The sequence below is a fragment of the Marinomonas rhizomae genome (assembly GCF_003315485.1).
GTDB lineage: Bacteria > Pseudomonadota > Gammaproteobacteria > Pseudomonadales > Marinomonadaceae > Marinomonas > Marinomonas rhizomae.
The window spans coordinates 88839-109014 of the sequence record NZ_QNSE01000004.1 but is presented as its reverse complement, the minus strand read 5'-3'; the positions used below and the strand labels follow the sequence as shown (position 1 = coordinate 109014).

Annotated in this window: 20 protein-coding genes; 5 read left to right on the top strand and 15 right to left on the bottom strand. The window is 41.5% G+C overall.

Annotated elements, in window-relative coordinates; genetic code table 11:
• Positions 1 to 31 precede the first annotated feature (31 nt).
• The 6 genes from DFP80_RS05695 to DFP80_RS05670 form a co-directional block, all read right to left on the bottom strand.
• Positions 32 to 1441, bottom strand: coding sequence for a CmpA/NrtA family ABC transporter substrate-binding protein (locus tag DFP80_RS05695; RefSeq protein WP_113915851.1), 1410 nt, complete (start codon positions 1439 to 1441; stop codon positions 32 to 34).
• Between the two features lie 354 nt (positions 1442 to 1795).
• Positions 1796 to 2989, bottom strand: a complete 1194-nt coding sequence (locus DFP80_RS05690; protein ID WP_113915850.1) for a CmpA/NrtA family ABC transporter substrate-binding protein — start codon at positions 2987 to 2989, stop codon at positions 1796 to 1798.
• Entirely contained in the window at positions 2986 to 3591 is a 606-nt protein-coding gene (locus tag DFP80_RS05685; RefSeq protein ID WP_113915849.1) for an ANTAR domain-containing response regulator, read from the bottom strand. The genes DFP80_RS05690 and DFP80_RS05685 overlap by 4 nt, the downstream gene beginning before the upstream one ends.
• Before the next feature lie 214 nt (positions 3592 to 3805).
• Entirely contained in the window at positions 3806 to 4426 is a 621-nt protein-coding gene (locus tag DFP80_RS05680; RefSeq protein WP_113915848.1) for a response regulator transcription factor, read from the bottom strand.
• Between the two features lie 104 nt (positions 4427 to 4530).
• On the bottom strand, positions 4531 to 5862 hold the full coding sequence (locus DFP80_RS05675) for an HlyD family type I secretion periplasmic adaptor subunit (protein ID WP_113915847.1): 1332 nt from the start codon (positions 5860 to 5862) through the stop codon (positions 4531 to 4533).
• 2 nt (positions 5863 to 5864) lie between these two features.
• Complete coding sequence (locus DFP80_RS05670; protein ID WP_113915846.1) at positions 5865 to 8153, bottom strand: type I secretion system permease/ATPase; 2289 nt, start codon at positions 8151 to 8153, stop codon at positions 5865 to 5867.
• 144 nt (positions 8154 to 8297) lie between these two features.
• Here DFP80_RS05670 and DFP80_RS05665 point away from each other — a divergent pair, with 144 nt between their 5' ends.
• Positions 8298 to 8669 (top strand): hypothetical protein, encoded by a 372-nt coding sequence (locus tag DFP80_RS05665; protein ID WP_113915845.1) that lies wholly within the window; start codon positions 8298 to 8300, stop codon positions 8667 to 8669.
• Between the two features lie 41 nt (positions 8670 to 8710).
• Here DFP80_RS05665 and DFP80_RS05660 read toward each other — a convergent pair whose 3' ends face one another.
• From DFP80_RS05660 to DFP80_RS05640, 5 genes are read right to left on the bottom strand one after another with little or no spacing between them, the layout of a single operon-like run.
• Positions 8711 to 10660: a bifunctional diguanylate cyclase/phosphodiesterase gene (locus DFP80_RS05660; RefSeq protein ID WP_113915844.1), complete on the bottom strand. Its 1950-nt coding sequence runs from the start codon at positions 10658 to 10660 to the stop codon at positions 8711 to 8713.
• Positions 10661 to 10670: 10 nt separating this feature from the next.
• The gene (locus DFP80_RS05655; RefSeq protein ID WP_206610563.1) at positions 10671 to 11393 is read right to left on the bottom strand and encodes a transglutaminase-like cysteine peptidase; all 723 of its coding nucleotides are present in this window, start codon (positions 11391 to 11393) and stop codon (positions 10671 to 10673) included.
• Positions 11368 to 11661 carry a DUF1244 domain-containing protein gene (locus tag DFP80_RS05650; protein ID WP_113915842.1) on the bottom strand — a complete coding sequence of 98 codons (294 nt, stop codon included), beginning with the start codon at positions 11659 to 11661 and terminating at the stop codon, positions 11368 to 11370. Before DFP80_RS05650 ends, DFP80_RS05655 begins: the two co-directional genes overlap by 26 nt.
• Before the next feature lie 42 nt (positions 11662 to 11703).
• Positions 11704 to 12303: a tRNA-uridine aminocarboxypropyltransferase gene (locus DFP80_RS05645; RefSeq protein WP_113915841.1), complete on the bottom strand. Its 600-nt coding sequence runs from the start codon at positions 12301 to 12303 to the stop codon at positions 11704 to 11706.
• A 31-nt stretch (positions 12304 to 12334) separates the two neighbouring features.
• On the bottom strand, positions 12335 to 13060 hold the full coding sequence (locus DFP80_RS05640) for a pyridoxine 5'-phosphate synthase (RefSeq protein WP_113915840.1): 726 nt from the start codon (positions 13058 to 13060) through the stop codon (positions 12335 to 12337).
• Between the two features lie 145 nt (positions 13061 to 13205).
• Between DFP80_RS05640 and DFP80_RS05635 the strand changes: the two genes are divergently transcribed.
• From DFP80_RS05635 to DFP80_RS05625, 3 genes are all read left to right on the top strand, one after another.
• On the top strand, positions 13206 to 13880 hold the full coding sequence (locus tag DFP80_RS05635; protein WP_113915839.1) for a DNA-3-methyladenine glycosylase I: 675 nt from the start codon (positions 13206 to 13208) through the stop codon (positions 13878 to 13880).
• Between the two features lie 44 nt (positions 13881 to 13924).
• Positions 13925 to 14566, top strand: a complete 642-nt coding sequence (locus DFP80_RS05630) for a DsbA family oxidoreductase (RefSeq protein WP_113915838.1) — start codon at positions 13925 to 13927, stop codon at positions 14564 to 14566.
• A 178-nt stretch (positions 14567 to 14744) separates the two neighbouring features.
• Complete coding sequence (locus tag DFP80_RS05625; protein ID WP_113915837.1) at positions 14745 to 14939, top strand: (2Fe-2S)-binding protein; 195 nt, start codon at positions 14745 to 14747, stop codon at positions 14937 to 14939.
• A 13-nt stretch (positions 14940 to 14952) separates the two neighbouring features.
• Here the strand turns inward: DFP80_RS05625 and bfr (DFP80_RS05620) are convergent, their stop codons facing one another.
• The 3 genes from bfr (DFP80_RS05620) to parC form a co-directional block, all read right to left on the bottom strand.
• A complete protein-coding gene (gene bfr / locus DFP80_RS05620; protein ID WP_113915836.1) occupies positions 14953 to 15417 on the bottom strand; it encodes a bacterioferritin in 465 nt (154 codons plus the stop codon).
• An 11-nt stretch (positions 15418 to 15428) separates the two neighbouring features.
• Entirely contained in the window at positions 15429 to 15902 is a 474-nt protein-coding gene (gene bfr, locus DFP80_RS05615; RefSeq protein WP_113915835.1) for a bacterioferritin, read from the bottom strand.
• Positions 15903 to 16022: 120 nt separating this feature from the next.
• Complete coding sequence (gene parC, locus DFP80_RS05610) at positions 16023 to 18320, bottom strand: DNA topoisomerase IV subunit A (RefSeq protein ID WP_113915834.1); 2298 nt, start codon at positions 18318 to 18320, stop codon at positions 16023 to 16025.
• 181 nt (positions 18321 to 18501) lie between these two features.
• Between parC and DFP80_RS05605 the strand changes: the two genes are divergently transcribed.
• The gene (locus tag DFP80_RS05605) at positions 18502 to 19233 is read left to right on the top strand and encodes a hypothetical protein (protein WP_113915833.1); all 732 of its coding nucleotides are present in this window, start codon (positions 18502 to 18504) and stop codon (positions 19231 to 19233) included.
• Positions 19234 to 19239: 6 nt separating this feature from the next.
• Here DFP80_RS05605 and DFP80_RS05600 read toward each other — a convergent pair whose 3' ends face one another.
• Positions 19240 to 20127, bottom strand: a complete 888-nt coding sequence (locus DFP80_RS05600; RefSeq protein ID WP_113915832.1) for a GNAT family N-acetyltransferase — start codon at positions 20125 to 20127, stop codon at positions 19240 to 19242.
• Positions 20128 to 20176: the final 49 nt, after the last annotated feature.

Sequence of the window (20176 nt, the reverse complement as noted above, 5' to 3'; positions counted from 1 at the left end):
CCACGACTATGGCCGCTTTATCCTATTTGGTTTAAATTTGGTCATCGCCTTTCAAACCGATCTTGAAGCTTTTCAAGTAATCATTTGGGTGTTTTCCGTCATAAGTCACGCCATCAATAAAGTCACTTTGTGGTGGTTTAAAACCCTCTTCTTTATCGAAATCAGGAAACTCATTCGCGGTCATCACCCCCTCTTCGATCAAGGCTTTTGCGGCTTGTGCATAAATGTCAGGGCGATAGACATCCTTCGCTATTTTCATAAACCATTCATCGGATTTCGGTTCTGCAATTTGCCCCCAACGACGCATTTGCGTCAGGTACCAAATCGCATCGCTGTAATAGGGGTAAGTCGCATGATGACGGAAGAAAACGTTGAAATCAGGAATCTCGCGCTTGTCGCCTTTTTCATATTCAAATGTCCCAGTCATACTGTTGGCAATTACATCGTAATCAGCACCAACATATTGGCTTCGAGAAAGTATTTCTACGGCTTCAGGACGATTAGCATTGTTGTTCTCATCTAACCATTTCGCCGCACGAATCATGGCTTTTACAACACGAATATGAGTGTTTGGATATTTTTCTGCCCAGTCGCGACTCACACCGAATACTTTCTCTGGGTTGTTTTTCCAGATTTCATAATCCGTAATGACTGGCACACCAATACCTTTAAACACGGCTTGCTGGTTCCAAGGTTCACCAACGCAATACCCTGAAATCGTTCCAGCTTCCATTGTCGCTGGCATTTGAGGAGGCGGAGTGACAGATAACAAAGCGTCGGCGTTAATTTGACCGCTGGTATCGCCTCGCGCTGGCGCGTAATAACCCGGATGAATGCCACCAGCAGCAAGCCAATAGCGCAGCTCGTAGTTATGAGTCGAAACAGGAAATACCATACCCATTTTGAAAGGTTTACCTTGCGCTTTATAACCATCGATCACAGGTTTCAATGCACTGGCACTGATTGGGTGAACAGGCTTGCCGTCTGAGTCATTTGGAATGTTTTTCTTCATTTCATCCCAAACATCGTTTGAGACCGTAATGCCGTTACCATTCAAATCCATACTAAAAGCCGTCACAATGTGGGCTTTTGTACCATACCCAATGGTGGCACCAAGTGGCTGACCTGCTAGCATATGAGCACCATCTAACTGACCATCAATAACTCGATCCAATAAAACCTTCCAGTTTGCTTGCGCCTCTAAGGTGACGTACAAACCTTCGTCTTCGAAATAGCCTCTCTCATACGCAATGGCTAATGGCGCCATATCGGTTAGTTTGATAAAACCAAATTTAAGCTCTTCCTTTTCAGCGTAGCCTAGCTCTGCATGAGCCGCTCCAGACAAAAATGCAGAGCTCAACAATATAGAAAGACTAACTTTTTGAGTGGCATTGACGAATGTCGGCAAAGGAATTACCGATTTCAAAAATCTTAGGTTCATAGTCACGCTCCGCTTAAGGATAAAAAAATACAAAAACAAAAAAAGGCGCATGCGAATCACAAAAAAATGTGTTCGCAGGCGCCTTTGCCATTCAAGAAAGCCCTACATTGGGCTATCAATAATGTGGGTGATCATTAACTATCATTGCTAATTTCACCAAATTTTTTTTAAAACTCTATGTTTCTATATGATTAATAAAGCACACAACGTGCCAAAAAAAACAAACGGTTGATTTTCATAGACTTTAATAAAGCATCTTCATCTAATGCATCTCAATATACGTATAAAACTAATTCCTGCGCCCAATTAGCATGCAGAGCGCACTAAAAAAAGACACTCAAACACTTCATAAAACTACTTATCAAAACCATTTAAAATACCATCTGGGTGCAATCGTATTTTTCCTGTAGCAACGGAGTCTAACCAAGTCGACTCATCCTCAACAGACAAATACCAATCCGGAACACCCTTATCTTCAGACAAACCTAATGCTTTATAATAAAGGTCTTGGCGGTAAACCTGCTCCGCCACGTCATTAAGCGAATGAATATCCCCCAATTGATGCCAACGGTGCATTTGCGCCATAATCCACAAAGCATAACTGGGCAAAGGTTTATTAATCTCACTACCAGAAAAGCGCTGATAAGCTTCCATAGGCCAATCGAATTGCCCCTTTGGTTTAATGGCACTAAAACCATAAACCAACTGCTCTAAGGTGCAATTCAAGTAATCAGGATGACTTAAAATACTCAGCAATTCAGTTTGGTTACTTGGTTCATCTACCCACAGACAGGCTTTTTCCAAAGCACGGATAATGGATAAATACACCCTTTGATTCTGTTCAGCCCAAACAGAATTCACTCCAAAGACTTTTTCTGGTGTGCTGCCCCAAATTTCATACCCCGTCACTAGCATGTGGCCAATACCTTGCTCCACAGCAAGGCTATTCCATGGTTCACCCACGCAATAACCATCAATATCGCCTTGCCTTAAATTATCCAGCATTTTCACTGGTGGAACGACGACTATCCGAACATCTTTGTCAGAATCAATTCCAGCGCGGCTCAGCCAATCTCTTAACTGATAGTTATGGGACGAGTAAGGATAAACCATTGCAAAACGCAGTGGACCAGCATTATCGCTACGTCGATCGAGCAATTTTTTCAATGCTGCACCAGTTCGAATATCAACCGAGGAATCAGCATAATGCTGCAACTCTTCGTACAAAGCATTACCAATAGTAATCCCGTTACCGTTATGACTAACGGTAAAACTAGTCTGCATGGCCGTCTTAATGGTGCCGATTCCTAAGCTGGCCGCAATCGGCATAGACGCCAGCATGTGTGCGCCATCAAGCAAATTGAAAGCCACCTTGTCTCGAACACTTGCCCAAGATGCTTCTTTAGATAACACCACATCCACACCTTCTCGAAGGAAAAAGCCTTTTTCTTGGGCAATAACAAAAGGAGCGCAATCGATCAATGGAATAAAGCCAATACGCACCGGCTCACTATTTTGAATAATATTATTTGCCTGCATCTGGTTCATTTTGAGCCTCCCATCAATTCCATCACAGAAATAATATTACGAGCTACGTCTGTCATTCTCTGACTACGATCCATCGCTAGTTTTCGCAGTGCTTTATAAGCGGCAGGCTCATCACATTGTTGATGTTTCATTATCAGACCCTTTGCTTTATCAATGAGCTTACGATCTTCGAGTTGACTTTTTACAGACTCTAATTCCGATCTTAATGCCTGAAACTCTCGAAACCGTGCAATGGCCACTTGCAGTAATGCTTTAACGCTACCACTATTAATACCATCAACCACATAGGCACTGACGCCCGCTCGAATGGCAGCTTCTACATGCCGAGAGTCATCTTCTTCGGCAAACATAACAATCGGACGAGGATTATCTTTGGTAAGTCGAGACATATTTTCCAACATATCTCGATCGGGGGATTCAATATCAATAATAACCATGTCTGGCTGACATTCTGTTACGGCTTCGGTTAGATTCTTGGCATTTTCCAATCGTCTCACCACACGATAGCCACTATCAATCATGGCCTGCTCTACAATGGCTGCTCGTGCTGGCTCATTGTCAACAAGCATCACGGTTAATTCTTTTTCAGGGGGCGCAGACATGGTGCATTCTCTTAAGAAATATGGAGTAACACCTACATAAAATGCAAGATATGCGCCATTTAGACACACTATATTTCCAGAGATTAAACGCAAAAAAGGCTCAAAATAGAGCCTTTTTAAAAATAATATTACATTACATATCACTACAACAACAAGAATGGACTGAAAGAGTGCAAACTAGCCTGCGTAAAGTGTCAAATTGATGCAGGACGTATCACGCTTGAGCAAGTAGTGCTAAAGCCAAACGATCTTTGGTATTAGTTTTCTTAAAAACAGATGTTAAATGAGCCTTCACGGTACGCTCTGTAATATCCATTTCAAGCGCAATTTGCTTATTAGATAAGCCTTTTGCAACATGCTGAGCAACATCCAACTCTCGCTCAGATAGGTCATCAAGCTCAACATGGTGATTTTCTGCCGGCGCAGTTGACTGCATAATAAGCTGCTGAATAAAAGCTTTACCACCCCAGATTTCTCCTGAGCCAACAACCGACAGCACTAGAGAAAGCTGCTCTTTGCCTATATAAGGAGCACATTGCCCACTAATGCCGACTGAAAAAAGCCTTAAAGCACCAGCTTGACTTAACTGATTAGGGAATACGATCACCTTTTGATTTGGAAAGGCTGAGTAAAGCGCAACCACTTCCTCAACTTGTTTAGGTAAAGACGTATCTTCTAAATAAATAAAGCAATACTGGTAGTTGGATGCGTCAGTCTCGAGTGCATGATAGACATCTTCCAATGTTTGAACTCGAACTAATGAAGTACTTGCACCGACTATTTGATTCCAATGCTTCCATACGGCGTCGTCTGTATTCCAACACAAAATTTTCAAAATAAGCCTCATCCTATAAAGTGCGATAAACCATTCTAACCAGCAAAGGATAACGAGTTGTTAACATTTGTAACTAAGTACCGCGCTCGGAAAGTTTTTTGTAATCATCGCTCACGAAGCGCATTTTGTTTTGCTTTTAAAATAGGTTTTAGTAGGTAATCTAATAGTGTTTTCTTACCTGTAATGATGTCTACTGTAGCCTGCATCCCAGGAATTATCGGTAATGGCGCTTCTTTCGTCCCTAAATAGTTCTTATCTGTTCTCACTCTAACCAAATAAAAGCTGTTACCTTCTTCATCAAGAATAGTATCCGCACTAATGTTTTCAACAACACCATGTAAACCGCCAAAGATGGCAAAATCATAAGCTGAAAGTTTTACCACTGCGCTCAAATCCGGCTTAATAAAACCGATATTTTCAGGGCGAACTTTTGCTTCAATAAGTAGCGAGTCCTCAATCGGAACGATTTCCAGTAAATTCATGCCTGGCTTAATAACACCACCAACCGTATTAATCTGAATCTGCTTTACAATACCTTTCACAGGAGAGCGCACCTGCGTTCTCGATACTTTATCTTCCAATGAAACATTGCTTTCACGAAGTTGATCAAGCTTACTTCTCACCCCCGTAAGGTCTTCTTGAGCATCTGCTCGAAATTTCGCTTCCGCTTCGTCAAACTTACTTTGCGCTTCTTTTAATGCTGACCGAGCACGAGGGATTGCTAACTGGGTAGCCTCTAGGTCTCCTTGCAACTGATTAACTTGGCGCTCTAATTGCAACAATTCAACCCTAGAAACGGCGCCTTGCTCAAACGCTGGCCGGGTTAAGGTTAATTCTTCTTTCGAAAAAGCATAACTCTGCTTTAGATTTTTTAGTTTTGCCTGTAACTCAACGACTTCTTGCTTCTTTTGTTCAATTTGCTGCTGAAAGCTAACTTGATTGGTTCTTAGGGAGTCCAAACGATTTTTATACAAGTCTAACTCACGATTCACTACTTCAGGGTATTCCTTAACCGTTTCAGGGTCGAACTCTGGTTGGACTCCATAAGCTTCGGCCTGCAAGCGGGTTGCACGGACTCTTAAATTGACAGATTCAGCTTGCTGCTCACGTAATGATGATAATGCTTCCGTATTTTCGATCGTCATCAACACTTGTCCACTATCAACCACTTGACCAACTTTGGCATTAATTTCTTTTAGGATACCACCTTCAAGGTTTTGAATTTGCTGGACTTGGCTAGAGGGAATAACTTTCCCTTCTCCCACCGTAACCTCATCTAAAGCCGTATAATTAGCCCATACCAATGCTACAGCTACAAAAATGAAAATAACCCAAAGGATAATTCTACCGCCACGTGGGGTTTTCAACATCAAGGCCGCATTTCGGTCTGTTAGATACTCTAAATCATCTTGTGAAATCGAATTTTTATTACTCATTATTAACTGACCTTCAACTTGCCTTGACGAAGCGCTTCATGCACTTGCGCTTTTGGACCATCAGCAATCAAGCGACCATTATCCATCACGATAATTCGATCAACCATATCTAGCATAGAGGCCTTATGTGTAATTAGAATAAGCGTTTTATCTTTTACCCCATCGACTAAGCGACGCTTCATACGCGCCTCGGTCGTATTATCCATCGAGGCCGTTGGTTCATCCAAAATCAAAATTGGCGGATCAAAAAGCAGCGCCCTTGCAATAGCAATACTTTGGCGCTGCCCCCCTGATAACAAGGCGCCGCGTTCACCAACAATACTATCTAGACCGCTTGGCTTACGATTAGCAAATTCAGATACACCAGATAAATCTGCTGCCCGAATGATTGCATCGTCTTCCATATAGGGAACACCCATTACAATATTATCTTTAATAGAACCGTAGAATAAATTCACATCTTGCGAAACAGCACCAATATTTCGACGCAGATCTGTTGGGTTAACTTGGCGTAAATCCACACCATCAATTCTTATTGCACCACTCTCAGGCGTATAAAGCCCAGTCATCAACTTACCAATCGTCGACTTACCAGAGCCGATCCGACCAATAATGGCCACCTTTTCACCTTGCTTAATATTAATATTAATAGCACTGATGGCGGCTTGCTCTTGATCAGGGTATGTGAAGTTAACTGCCTCAAACTGAAATTCACCTTTGAACTTTGGACGATGAGTAAATTTGACATCATCAGGGTTTTCAACAGGAGAGGACATAATTTCGTTTAATGAAGAAAAAGCAGATTTAGCTTGGTTATAACGTGTCGCAAGGCTAGCCACTTGTCCCATAGGTCCAAGCGCCCTTCCAGTCAACATAACAGACGCTACCAAAGCCCCCATACTCATATTGCCTTCCGATATTTGATAAACGCCGACAATAACAATAATCACTGTTGTTAACTGCTGAGCAACCATAGCAAAAGAGGATGACGATTGTGATAATTGACGCGTTTTCACCCCCCAATCAGCAATATTACCGACAGCATTTTCCCACTGTTTTTGTATTACACCTTCGGCATTATTGAGCTTAACACTTTCTGCGTTATACAAACTTTCAATCAACACAGCATTTTTTTGTGATGCCGTTTTTTGACTTTCTTCAATTGAGCGACGTAATGGTATTTGTATAATAATGCTATATAAAATAATTAACGCTATTGTCACAATAGGGATATAACCAACGGGACCACCAATCAGCCAAATCACGCCAATAATCAAAAACATAAAAGGAATATCGACCAAGGTGGTGATAGACGCCGACGTAATGAAGTCTCTAATGCTTTCAAATTCTTGAAGATTTTTAGCAAAAGCACCGACGGACTTGGGTCTCGATGCCATAGTGATATTATTTACTCTGGAAAAAATCGCCGCAGATATCAAAATATCAGACTTTTTACCAGCAATATCAATGAAATAAGCTCTTAAAGTACGCAATAGAAAATCGAATAAATATACAACAGCAGCACCGATAGCCAACACCCACAGCGTATCGAATGCATTATTCGGCACTACTCGGTCATACACATTCATAACAAAGAGAGGGCTCGCAACTGCGAAAATATTAATCAATAAAGAGGCAATAAAAACGTCTCGATAAATTCGCCAAGAACCCGCAATAGTCCCCCAAAACCAATGCCCTTTTTTGGCGCCTTTTTCCTCACTTTTCTCAGAGCGTTTATCAAATTGATACAAGGGTCGAACAAAGAAACAATAGCCAGTACAAGACTCTGAAAGTGTTTCGATAGACAGTATAATTTCGCCTTCGCCCGATTCCGGACGAAGTATTTTGGCGGTACCTTGTTTTTTATCCAACTCCAGCAGAATGCAGGCTTGCTGATCTTTTAACAGCAACACTGCAGGCATCACCATGTCAGGAATTTTTAACAGAGATCGTTTAACAAAGCGCGTGCTAATACCAATACGCTTAGCCGCTCGCTGAAAAAGCTCTGGCGTCATGGCATTGTCTGTAATTGGTAAGCCTGCAGCAATACCATCAGAGGTATAAGGATTATGAAAATATTTGCTTAACAATACTAAGCAATCTAACAGAGGGTTCGGATATTCTAATGAAGCGCCTTGTGTATTCCACTGCTCTGCATTCTCTTTAGAGCTTTCTTCAACTCCTGTATCCGCCTTCTCTTCGTCTGATTCATTAGTGGTTTCATTCTCTTTATACGAATCATTTTCTAAAGGTGACGAAGAGTTCTGTTCTGAACGACCAGAGTCAGACATACTCTATATTCTCCTAAAACAACGGAAACCTGTTTTTTTATAAACAGATAAGCTACTAATTATAGTCTAGAATAGTGTTTATTAAGTAAGATGTGAAGTGAACTTACCACCTTAGTACAAATTGAAACACAGAAGGAAATCAATATGCTATACGCAAAAGTCAATGAAAAGGGTGTAATTATTGATGTGGCAACATCTCAATCAGATGAGTACAAACTACTGGTTGCCCCAAATGACCCGACAGTTGCTAGCATACTGGAAAAAAAGTTTACGGCTGCAAGCACCAGCACTCAAGATATACTCGCCAGCTCTGATGGTGAAATGATGCGAATTCTGGAAGACCTAGTCGATCTTCTTACTGAAAAACGCCTAATACAATTTACTGAACTACCTCTAGCGGCACAGAAAAAGCTACTTGGTAGAAAATGGGTACGTGGTGTACATAGCAGCCATGACGAAAGCTTAATGACAGATACAGGTATGGCCGAAGGCGACGACGAAGATTCGCTAATCTAAAAATACCAATACCTTAAACGCAAGATAAGTAGCAGAAATCACTACATATCTTGCGCACGACCAATTAAGAACCCTTGCCCACCTGACACATCAAAGCGTTTCAAGGCTATTAATTGTTTTTCACTCTCGACACCGGTTGCGATCACTTCAATATTTAAACTATTAAACATCTTACATAAGGTGTGCATAAAGAAAGACTCAGACTCCTTACCTGCTGCCATTCGTGTATAAGAAGAATCCACTTTCACATAGTCAGGCATCAAGGTTTGTAGGTATTGAAAAGCGGAAAATTGCTTACCAACATTATCAATCCCAAATAAGACACGCTGTGTTTTCAACATTTGCGCGAGCGCATTTGCTTGTTCTTCTTCAATCAAAACACTCTGCTCTGAAATCTCAAACATCAGCTTACTTTTCACGTCCGCACTAAGAAGGCTTAACGTTTTATTTAGCCATGCAATAAAATCCGGTTTAGCATATGAAGAAGCGGATAGGTTAACCGTTAATGGGATAGTCAATTGTCTTAATTTAATATGCTCTATCACTCTCCCTATGATAACTTGGTCGATTTGACTGCCTAAGTTAAATTGCTCAGCTAAGCCAATAAAATAGCCAGCATGGTATTCTTTTCCTGCCTGCTCCAAGCCCATAAAAACTTCTTCATGAAGCACTGTAGAATGCCCATCCAAAGTGGTCACTTTTTGCTTCTTGAGTTTAAACGATTTATGCAAGATAGCTGATTCTAAGATGTCTTTCCAAGCCGTCCTACTAATAGCCATGTTTCGACCCATATTCAGATCAAACACCCGACTAATATTGCTACCTTCTCGCTTAGCTTCACGAAGAGCCGCGTCAGCTTGGGACATAGCGCTTGAACGCTCTACCGATCCATCTATGGTTACCCCACCGATATTTGCCACTGCGGCAGAGTAACTTATACTGGCCGTATTTAACTCCACCAACTCAGCCATAATTTCATCAACTACTTTGGTTAACTGGCTATGATCAAAATTAGGAATAAGTAAAACAAAGTCTGCGCCAGACAAACGTGCTAGAGTCGAAAAAGAAGAAAGCGTTGACACCTTTTTAGTCAAAATATCGGCGGCAGACTGAATAAACATATCAGCGGATTCATAACCTCGCTCGTTATTTAACTTACCCAGATCCGCTAAACTCACCAAAACCAGACCGTCTATACCACGCTCTCTTTCACCAAAATGCGACTTCATCTGACTTTCAAAAAAGTGTCGATTACCTAAACCACTAACAGGATCTTTAAAGGCTCTGGCTTGCAGCCATTGAGCCGTTTCAACCTCCGAAGCAAACTCCTTTTCTAATTTTTCAGCCATGCGATTCATAGACAAAACCACAGATTTCAGTTCTCGTGTTTTAGGCACGGCAATGGTTTTAATAAAGCGACGCTGCTGAATCGCTTCTGCTTGTTTTTCAAGCTCAGCTAAAGGACGGAATAAATAACGTAAAGCAAAGCTACCAACAATAAGTGTAATCGCGCCAATCACAAAGAAAGATACCAATAAATCTCGCGATGCTAGCCAGAGTTGATTATAGCCATAGCCAGCACTACCGGTTATGTAGACTTGTCCAAGCTCACTCCAACCATTTGAAATAATGGCTTTGGCTACAGGAACCTTAAAATCGATCAAATCAATAAACCAGGCCGGCACTCCGTCTATTTTAGTCTCATTAGAGCGAGCTATATCCTTGTCAGTATCATACACATGAATACGCACTTCAGAAAAATAGCCACTATCGAATACAGCATTGATGCTACTTTCCACTGATGCATAATCTTCCAATGCCATAAAATCAGACACAGACATACTCAATGAGGTTGCAGAATCTTGGGTCGTCGATTCCAATTGCCCAATCAAATAACCTTTTGTGGTATTAAAATTTATGCCCATCACCACGGCAAGCATCAATGAAAATATGGCAATAATCGTCATCATTAATTGGCGGAACAGTGTCATCCAAGTTCTCCTAATTTGTCATCGTATTAAAACGATTATTTAAGTCTGTCCACAAGCTCAATCTTGATGAGCCACCTACCAATACACCACGCCCTTTTTCTTTTGAAAGCCACAAATTTTCTGCATTAAAGGAATAAATAGGCAAAAGATCATTGCGCTTTGACGCGGGCTTTAATTCTTTATCTAGATTATCAAGCAAGACAGGGATGGAAGTAGGTTTATGATAGTAGGCCAATACCATATGGTGTTGGTTTAGCTTTAACGCCTTTACATATACTAGTCGTAGTTTTTCATCTGGTACGCCAAGTTCCCTAAGCGTAAAATACTTAGCAATAGTAAAGTCTTCGCAGTCTCCAGCTTGCATGCCTAAAAACTCAATGGGCGTTGCCCAATAATCTTCCTTTCCCCACAAGGTCATGTCATCAACAAAATCCATTTGGTTGAAGAAGTTATTAACCTGAGTGAGTTGATCAACGATAGATAGCGATCGAGAGTTGTCGATCAATTTTCGCCAAGCAAGGATGCGTTTTTCTGCGTTTGAACCATAAACTGAGCCAGCCTGTTTCGCTAACTTTCTATATTTATCCGACACATCAGCATACAGCCAAAAATGTGGCACAAAGCACATAATAAGAAGCACACAAACAAGACGTTTGGAGCTTCTTAAGTACGATAAAAACGAATCTAATCGTTTTTTCACACCAATGTTACTGACCAGACTGAGACTTTGCATTAAAAGCGGCTATCTGCTCTGCGGTAGCTTCTGGTTGATGCTTCGCTTTCCAAGCGTCATAAGGTTCGCCATAGACGAACTCTCGCGCCTCGTTATAGTCCATTTGAACACCTAGCTGCTTGGCCTCTGCCATATACCATTTACTTAAGCAGTTACGACAAAAACCCGCTAGGTTCATCAGATCAATATTTTGCACAGATTTATTATCGTCAAGGTGCTTCAATAGGCGACGCAATACCGCGGCCTCAATTTCAGTTTGTTTGCTCATAATCGTCTTAATTCTCTCTATTTTCTTATCACAAGTTAGCAATTAATCAGGATGTCGATGACTCAAAGGCTGCTTGCGCCATTGCCATTCTTGCGCTGCCAACATAAATTCTCGCAATGGTTGCATGTTTTCACCAGTCACTTGCTCTATCGTATAAGCACAGGCCTCTAACGTTGATAATGACTCAACGTTAGGCGACTTGCGAATACTGTATTGCCCTACTGGCGGGTGAGAAAAACTCACAGCGTCAAATATACGCAACAAGGGCTCACTGAAATACAATTTTTTCGCCTTACGCCAAGTCGCATCTAGCAAAATTACACCTTCAATTTCAGACGCAGTTTCAGCACTCATCACTTCTATGGGCACAGCACGATCTGTCGGAAATACCAAACGCCATTTAACCGGATCTTTTTGCCTCAAGACACTTATCATGGCACTTTGGTTTCCTGTCGAAATACATTCTACCGACGGCAACCCTAAAGATAACAGTGACACTGTGTTCTTCGCATGGCGTGCTTCTTTAAGGTCTTGTAAAATCAAGATTTTTAATCTTGTCGCAAGCTTAGGCACCCACTGACAAACACACTGATTGGCCAAAAAGAGACAATTGTCACAGCGAGTTCTTTTTGCGCATTGCATAGTGCCGCCTCTTACCCTAGCCGCTTACTTTTTATGCCAATTTTTCTAAGTAAGCTTTGACCACGTTATTCCAACCTAGTTCTAAAGCCTCTACCGTCAATGCATGACCAATTGATACTTCCATAATTCTACCTTGCCCACACAAAGCCTGAACGTTGTTCAGGTCTAAATCATGTCCAGCATTCACTTCTAATCCAGCATCCAATGCGGCTTGAGCAGCTTGCTGGTAGGTGTCAAGAATCTCATCAAATCCCTCTTTGCCAAACCCATTAGCATATGCTTCTGTGTACAGTTCAACACGGTCAGCACCCACCTCTTTCGCTAATGCCATATTTTCTGGCTCAGGGTCCATGAACAGAACAACACGAATGCCTTTTGCTTTGAGCTTCGCTATCACTGGACGCAATGCATCTTGGTCACGAGCAATATTCCAACCGTGATCAGATGTCAGCTGATTTGGATCATCTGGTACTAAGGTACACTGGTCTGGCTCAACTTCTAATACAACATCCAAAAACTGAGCATCAGGAAAACCTTCAACATTTAATTCAGCGCCAGGAAAACGCTTTAATAGCACCTTCAAATCATGAGCATCTTGATAAGTCGCATGACGCTGGTCAGGCCTTGGGTGAATGGTAATGCCAAACGCGCCCAGCTCCAGCGTGCGCTCTGCCATATCAATCAAATTTGGATAATCTCTTCCACGAGAATTACGAAGCAAGCCAATTTTATTCAGATTAACGCTTAAGTGTGTCATTCAACTTCTCTCGACAGGGTCATTTATTAGCATTATAGGACAAACACATAGCATCCTTCACTAAAATACCAAACAAGTTATCCGCTCAGCCAATATATAGAGCTAGGCTTATGATAAACTGGGCACCACAAAATAGGAGTCCAATATGAAATACGAACTCTTTCAATCCATTTATGATAGAGCAGCCCTTCGCCATGGTGGGAAAACGCACCTAGAAGCTATGCTCTCTGTGCCTCTGAACACAACCCAACTAAGTCAACACAGCGACGATAGATGGCTGGCGGCCTTCTCTCAGAAAGTTTTTCAATCTGGCATTAATTGGCAAGTGGTTCGCAACAAATGGCCCGGTTTTGAAACGGTCTTTTTCGGTTTTGATATCGAGAAAATGCTACTAATTCATGACGAAATGTGGGAAGAAAAAGCTAAAGATGTGCGCATCATTCGTAACTTTGGCAAGGTAATGACAATCCGAGAAAACGCCCTGATGATCAACGAATGCCAGGCTAGCCATGGGTCATTCTCTAACTTTGTAGCTAACTGGCCGAATGACGACATTATTGGTTTGTGGGCCTATTTGAAAAAACATGGCGCTCGTCTTGGTGGCAACACAGGCCCTTACACGTTAAGAGCAATGGGCAAAGACACCTTTATGCTCACCAGAGATGTTGAAGGCTATTTGCGTCAACATGAGATCATAACCACAGGAAGAGACACTCAGTCCGCGTGGAAAGCAGCCCAAGGCGCATTTAATCATTGGCATGAAGAAAGCGGACGTTCATACACAGAAATTAGCCAATGCCTTGCGTTAAGCGTCAATTAAACACTATACATCCTCAGCAACTTAACTATTTTTTAGGAGAACATATGGCCGATCTGCGTATCGACATTATTTCAGATGTCGTTTGCCCTTGGTGCTATTTAGGCTATTCACGCCTCAAACAAGCCATTGAACAATTGGGAGATGATTACCGAATCGATATTCGTTGGCAGCCCTTTGAACTGCACCCTGATATGCCGTTAGAGGGTGCAGACCGTGAAACTTACCTCGGCAAGCGCTTCGGCAGCCCAGAAAAACTAAACGAAGCCACGCACGCTATCCAACAAGTCGGCATTGAAGCGGGTATTCAATTTAACTTCTCTGAAAAAGACCGAATCCCTAATACCAAACTTGCTCACCAATTTGTGCTTGCTGCCACTAAATCAGGATTAGCGACACCTTTTGTATTGGCGATATTCCACGCCTATTTCACAGACGGGAAAAACATAGGATCAAAAAGTATTCTAGAGGAAATAGCAATTAGTATTGGCCTGCAGACAGCAGACATTGAATACGCACTAAGTACAGAAGCAAAAACACTGACCGAAAAGAAACTACAACATCTACGTAGTTTGGATATCCAGTCTGTACCAACTTATGTCATCAATGACAAATACATGGTTCACGGTGCACATGACCCTGAGTCTTTCCTCAAAGTGCTAACCGACATCGCTGAAAAAGAGCTATAGCCTACCAAAATGCTGATAAGGCCAAACCTACTATTTAGCCTTATCAGCACAACCCGCTAATAAACCTTTGAAAAAACTATTAAACAGTGCAAACAGATAAATTTTTATCTATTGATAATCATTAACATTAAAAATAGAATCCAATAAATAGAATATTAGTGAGAGTGATTTTCATTTTATGTACGTTTGCATTTGTAACCGAGTATCAGACAGAGAAATCAAAGCGTCCATTCAAAATGGAGCGACGACCATGCGTGAGCTATACAAAGAGCACAGCATTGGCAACCAATGTGGGAAGTGCTGCCAGTGCGCAAAAAAGCTACTAAACAGTGAGTTAATCAAAATTGCTGAAACCCAAGTTCAAGTAGCTTAATTGCAGCATTGAATTACATTTGAGATTGCAGGTAATTTTCAAGACCAGAACTGGCAATCAGATGTTGCTGAGTTTCAAGCCAATCTATTTGCTCTTCTTGCTCTTCTAGTATTTTTTCCAACGTATCGCGACTCATAAAGTCTTTTTTCTGCTCACACAATTCGATAGCCGCTTTCAGTGCTGGCAAAGTATCTAATTCAAACTCTAAGTTAGCCGAGATCATTTCTTCACTATTTTCGCCAATGCGCAAACGACCAAGGTCTTGTAGATTAGGCAGTCCCTCTAAAAACAAAACTCGTTCAATCAAACGATCAGCATTTTTCATTTTTTGAATGGAGGTTTTATAATCTGCCTTATCAAGTACACTAAAACCAAAATCTTTAAACATGCGAGCATGAAGAAAATATTGGTTAATACCAACCAGTTCATTCGCCAATACTTTATTTAGGCCAGAAACTACGTCACGATCCCCTTTCATAGCGCCTCTCCTTAATTACCCATCTGCGATTGGTAATAGTTCTGCATGCCAATTTTGCCCATTAAGCCAAGCTGTTTTTCCAACCAATAAACATGATCTTCTTCAGTATCAAACAATAACTTCTCAAGAGTCTCACGTGTTTGGTAATCACCTTCAGACTCACATATCGCAATAACATCTCTTACACAGCGAACCACTTCAAGCTCAAGAGTTAAATCATTGCTCATCATAGAATGCACATCAGAGCCAATTAGTAAGTCACGACGTTTAGTCATGCATGGCACACCTTCCAAAAATAAAATTCGCTTAATAAGCCAATCTGAATGTTGGGTTTCTTCTTCCATTTCATGATTAAGGCGATCATATAACTTACTCAACCCCCAATCTTCATACATACGTGAATGGATGAAGTACTGATCAATGGCCGCTAGTTCATTCGCTAATAATGCGTTTAAACCGTCGATTACTTTTTTACTACCTTTCATGTTAATTTCCTCTGATTGCTGGCAAGTCCATTTCGCATAACGAGTACAGTACTCAAAACCTGACTAATAAAATACTAGAGTCTAGTACATAATCCCAAACTCTAGTATTGGTTTGCTTTTTTAAAAAAGTTCCTGGCTAGGCGGACTGTCAGTTTTCACAACCTTACCTTCGCCCACTTTCACTTCAAGACTGTCTATTCTCTGAAGCCCTCTAGGCAACTTCAAGCCTCTTCGACCACGTTCCCCTAAATATTCCTCTAAATCTTTTTCCGTAAAGGAAATAAAACGCTTACCGGCATAAGCCGTTAAAAGGTCATTTGGCTGAACACACGCCAGAGCAACAACTAACTCCTCTCTATCAGCAGCCCGAGTGCTTGGGATACTGAGCATCTTATTCCCTTTACCTTTCGCCATTTTAGGCAATGAAGCAACATCAAACGCTAACATACGACCTTCGTTAGAAACAGCAACGACACGGCCCGACGCTGGGTTCTGAACGAAGACTGGCGCCATTACTTGGGCACCTTTCGGTAACGACAAGGTCGCCTTACCCGCTTTGTTCTTAGCGTATAGATCTTTTAGTTGAGCAACAAAACCGTAACCTGCATCACTTGCTATGAGGTAATGAGCCTCTTCACTATCAAGTACAGCAGAGACAATAGTAGCGTCTTTTTCTAATGAAATACGACCAGTAATCGGCTCACCTTGACCACGAGCAGACGGCAAGGTGTGCGCTTTAATCGAGTAGGTTCGTCCATTAGACGCTAATAATACAAGTGTTTGATTAGAACGACCTTTAGTACTCACTAAGAACTCATCACCAGACTTATAACTTAAACCACTCACATCAATATCATGGCCTTTTGCCGCCCGGATCCAACCCTGCTTAGAGATCACCACGGTAATAGGATCATTTGACAATAAATCCTCTTCACTAAAAGCTTGCGCTTCTTTGCGAGATACAATTGGAGTACGACGATCATCACCAAAGTCATCTACCGCTTCTTGAATCTCTTCGGTAATGAGTTTTTTCAACTTACGATCAGAAGACAACAGCCCTTCTAGTTTCTTACGCTCTTTTTCTAGCTCGTCTTGCTCGCCTTTGATGCGCATCTCTTCTAGCTTCGCAAGGTGGCGCAATTTCAATTCAAGAATCGATTCAGCTTGCGTATCACTCAAACCAAACCGAGTCATCAACTCTACTTTAGGCTTTTCTTCCGTACGAATAATCTCGATAACTTCATCAATATTTAAGTAGGCAATCAACAAACCTTCTAAAATATGTAAACGATTATTAACTTTATCAAGACGGAACTGTAAACGACGACGTACGACATCAATACGAAAACGCAACCACTCAGACAAAAAGCTCTTGAGCGGTTTCACTTGAGGCAAACCGTCTAAACCAATTACATTCATGTTTACACGGTAGGACTTTTCTAGGTCTGTGGTCGCAAACAAATGCGTCATGACAGAATCAATATCCACACGGTTCGACTTAGGTACAATCACCAATCGGGTCGGGTTTTCATGATCTGATTCATCACGTAAATCCACCACCATTGGCAATTTTTTCGCCTGCATTTGCGCGGCAATTTGCTCTAATATCTTACTACCAGACACTTGATGAGGCAGTTCATTAACAACAATTTCGCCTTCCTCAATTGTGAAGCGAGCCCGAGCCTTAATCTGCCCTTTACCGGTTTCATAAAGCTTAACAATGTCGCTTTTTGGCGTAATAATTTCGCCACCCGTTGGAAAGTCGGGTCCTTGGACATAGTTAAGCAGGTCACCTAATTCTGCATTGGGATTATTAAGCAGGTGAATACAAGCACCACCAATTTCACGCAGATTATGTGGCGGAATATCCGTTGCCATACCAACTGCAATACCAGTGGTACCATTCAATAATAGGTTAGGTAAACGAGACGGTAAAACAGATGGCTCTTGCAATGTACCATCAAAGTTAGGCGTCCAATCCACAGTGCCTTGACTGACTTCTCTCAGCAACACATCTGCGTATTTTGACAAACGAGACTCTGTGTAACGCATAGCCGCAAAAGACTTCGGATCATCAGGCGCGCCCCAGTTACCTTGACCATCAACAAGTGGATAGCGATATGAAAAAGGCTGAGCCATCAACACCATAGCTTCATAACAAGCACTATCGCCATGAGGATGAAATTTACCTAACACATCCCCCACGGTACGAGCCGATTTTTTGTATTTGGCACTGGCTTTCAGGCCTAATTCGCTCATTGCATAAACAATACGACGCTGAACGGGCTTCAAACCGTCACCGATATGCGGCAAGGCTCGATCCAAAATAACGTACATAGAATAATTCAAGTACGCTTTTTCTGTGTAGTCTTTTAATGAAAAGGTTTCATTCGACTCGAAATTTGACAACTCACTCAAGGAATCTTTCCTTCTATAATCGTTTACATGGGCAAATTATCGGCACATGCGGATTTCATAAACTAATATGGGCTCAACTATAAAGAAACATCCCAACTCACTGCAACACTCAGCGTAAGATTATCATGGAAAGGTCGCTATTCTCGTGTTTCAATACGTTCGATAATTAAAAAGGTACGCGATGGTGAACTTATCTGATCAAAACACACACGACCCAATAAACTATAGCCTTGGGGACTCTAGTAAACGCCTTATCATCCACCAACAAGATGACCTTTTTGTTGCGCATGAACATCTTTTTCAGAACGATACGCCAACCCGCTTTTATCATCATGAGACAGACACCTTTCTTTTTATCGCAAAAGGAGAATTATACTTACAGCAAAAAATGCGACAAAATAACGAGCAAGAAACTGTCTTAAAGCAACATCAGGGAGTTTGGCTAACAGCACAAACAATCAACAGCATCACTTTGCTCACCCCAACGGTTGAACTGTGCTTAATAAGGCTAAAAAACGCTAACCAGTCTGAATTGAACAGCTCTCTTAAGAAAGTGTCTTCTGGTACAGTGGATTCAACGTTAGGAAGAAGCAAAATTAAAACATGGCCACTTTGGCAAGGAGAAGCGGGGCACATTGCGTTAGAACTTTACCCGCCTCAATTCAAAGAACCGCTTTATTATCAGAAAACGGCCACACAATACCTGCTCCCTTTAAACGGCACGCCATTTATCTCAAACAACAAAAAAGCCTCTAAAGCCTGCCCAAATTATGGCAAAGTCATTGCCAAAAAGGAGCCAAGGGCTGTTTTCAATCCAAGCAATGAAAGTGTAACTATGCTGTCTGTTATGACTACACAAAACATTAAAGGGCGAATATTGCTGCTAACAAAGCCTGCCTCTGACACACTCTAGCTTATTTTAACGCAACACTAATGCTGTCAGAATATGATCTTCCCATTGTCCATTTATTTTCAAATAATCCCTTGCAACACCTTCTTTATCAAAACCTAGCTTCTGCAATACTGCCGCACTTCGAGCATTTCTTGGCATATAGCTCGCCTGAATGCGGTCAATATGTTGCTCCTTATGTAGGTAATCTATTCCTGCTTTCAAGGCTTCTTGCATAATCCCTTTGCTCTGCTCGCTTTTTCGTAAACTATAGCCAAGATTGCACGCCCGAAAGACACCACGAATGATGTTTGAGTAATTTGTATAAGCGAGCATTTTGTCTTCATTAGGAGAGAGAAAACAAAGGACAATCCCTTTATCTTCCAGAAAGTCTCGACGCATCTCTCTAACACGTAATTGGCAAGTTTCTAGCGAGTAATAACCATCGCTCCTTAAAGGCTCCCATGGCGCCAGAAAATATTTTTCTTGATTAATATAATCATGCAAAAGAGGCGCTTGAGTTTCATCTAATATTTTTAACACTCCCCTTTCGGTCACAATCCTAGGAAAGCGTGAAGCATGTATATCTTGATTAGAGCACTTAAATGACATGTCCTTCATTACTTCGAACAGCTTTAGAGAATATTCTTCATACCAGAAACTTTCGCCAATGGATAAGGTTCTACGCTGCATATCATGGCTCAACCAATCTTCAGCAGCTTCTTTAGTTTGCCAATAAGTCATCAACAAATCCATTTCACCCGAACCATATTCTGCCCCTAAGTAGCCCGGCTGACCTTGCGCCAATTCGAGCATTTTTTCGGCCATTATGCGATAAGTCAAATCATTTAACATAAGCTTGCTAGACAAGATGACGGCAAAATACGGCAATTTATTTGGGGAACTAAATACGTTCATTGACTCTCTAAAATAAATGATGAGACCTTTTAAGTAGATGAACAGGCAA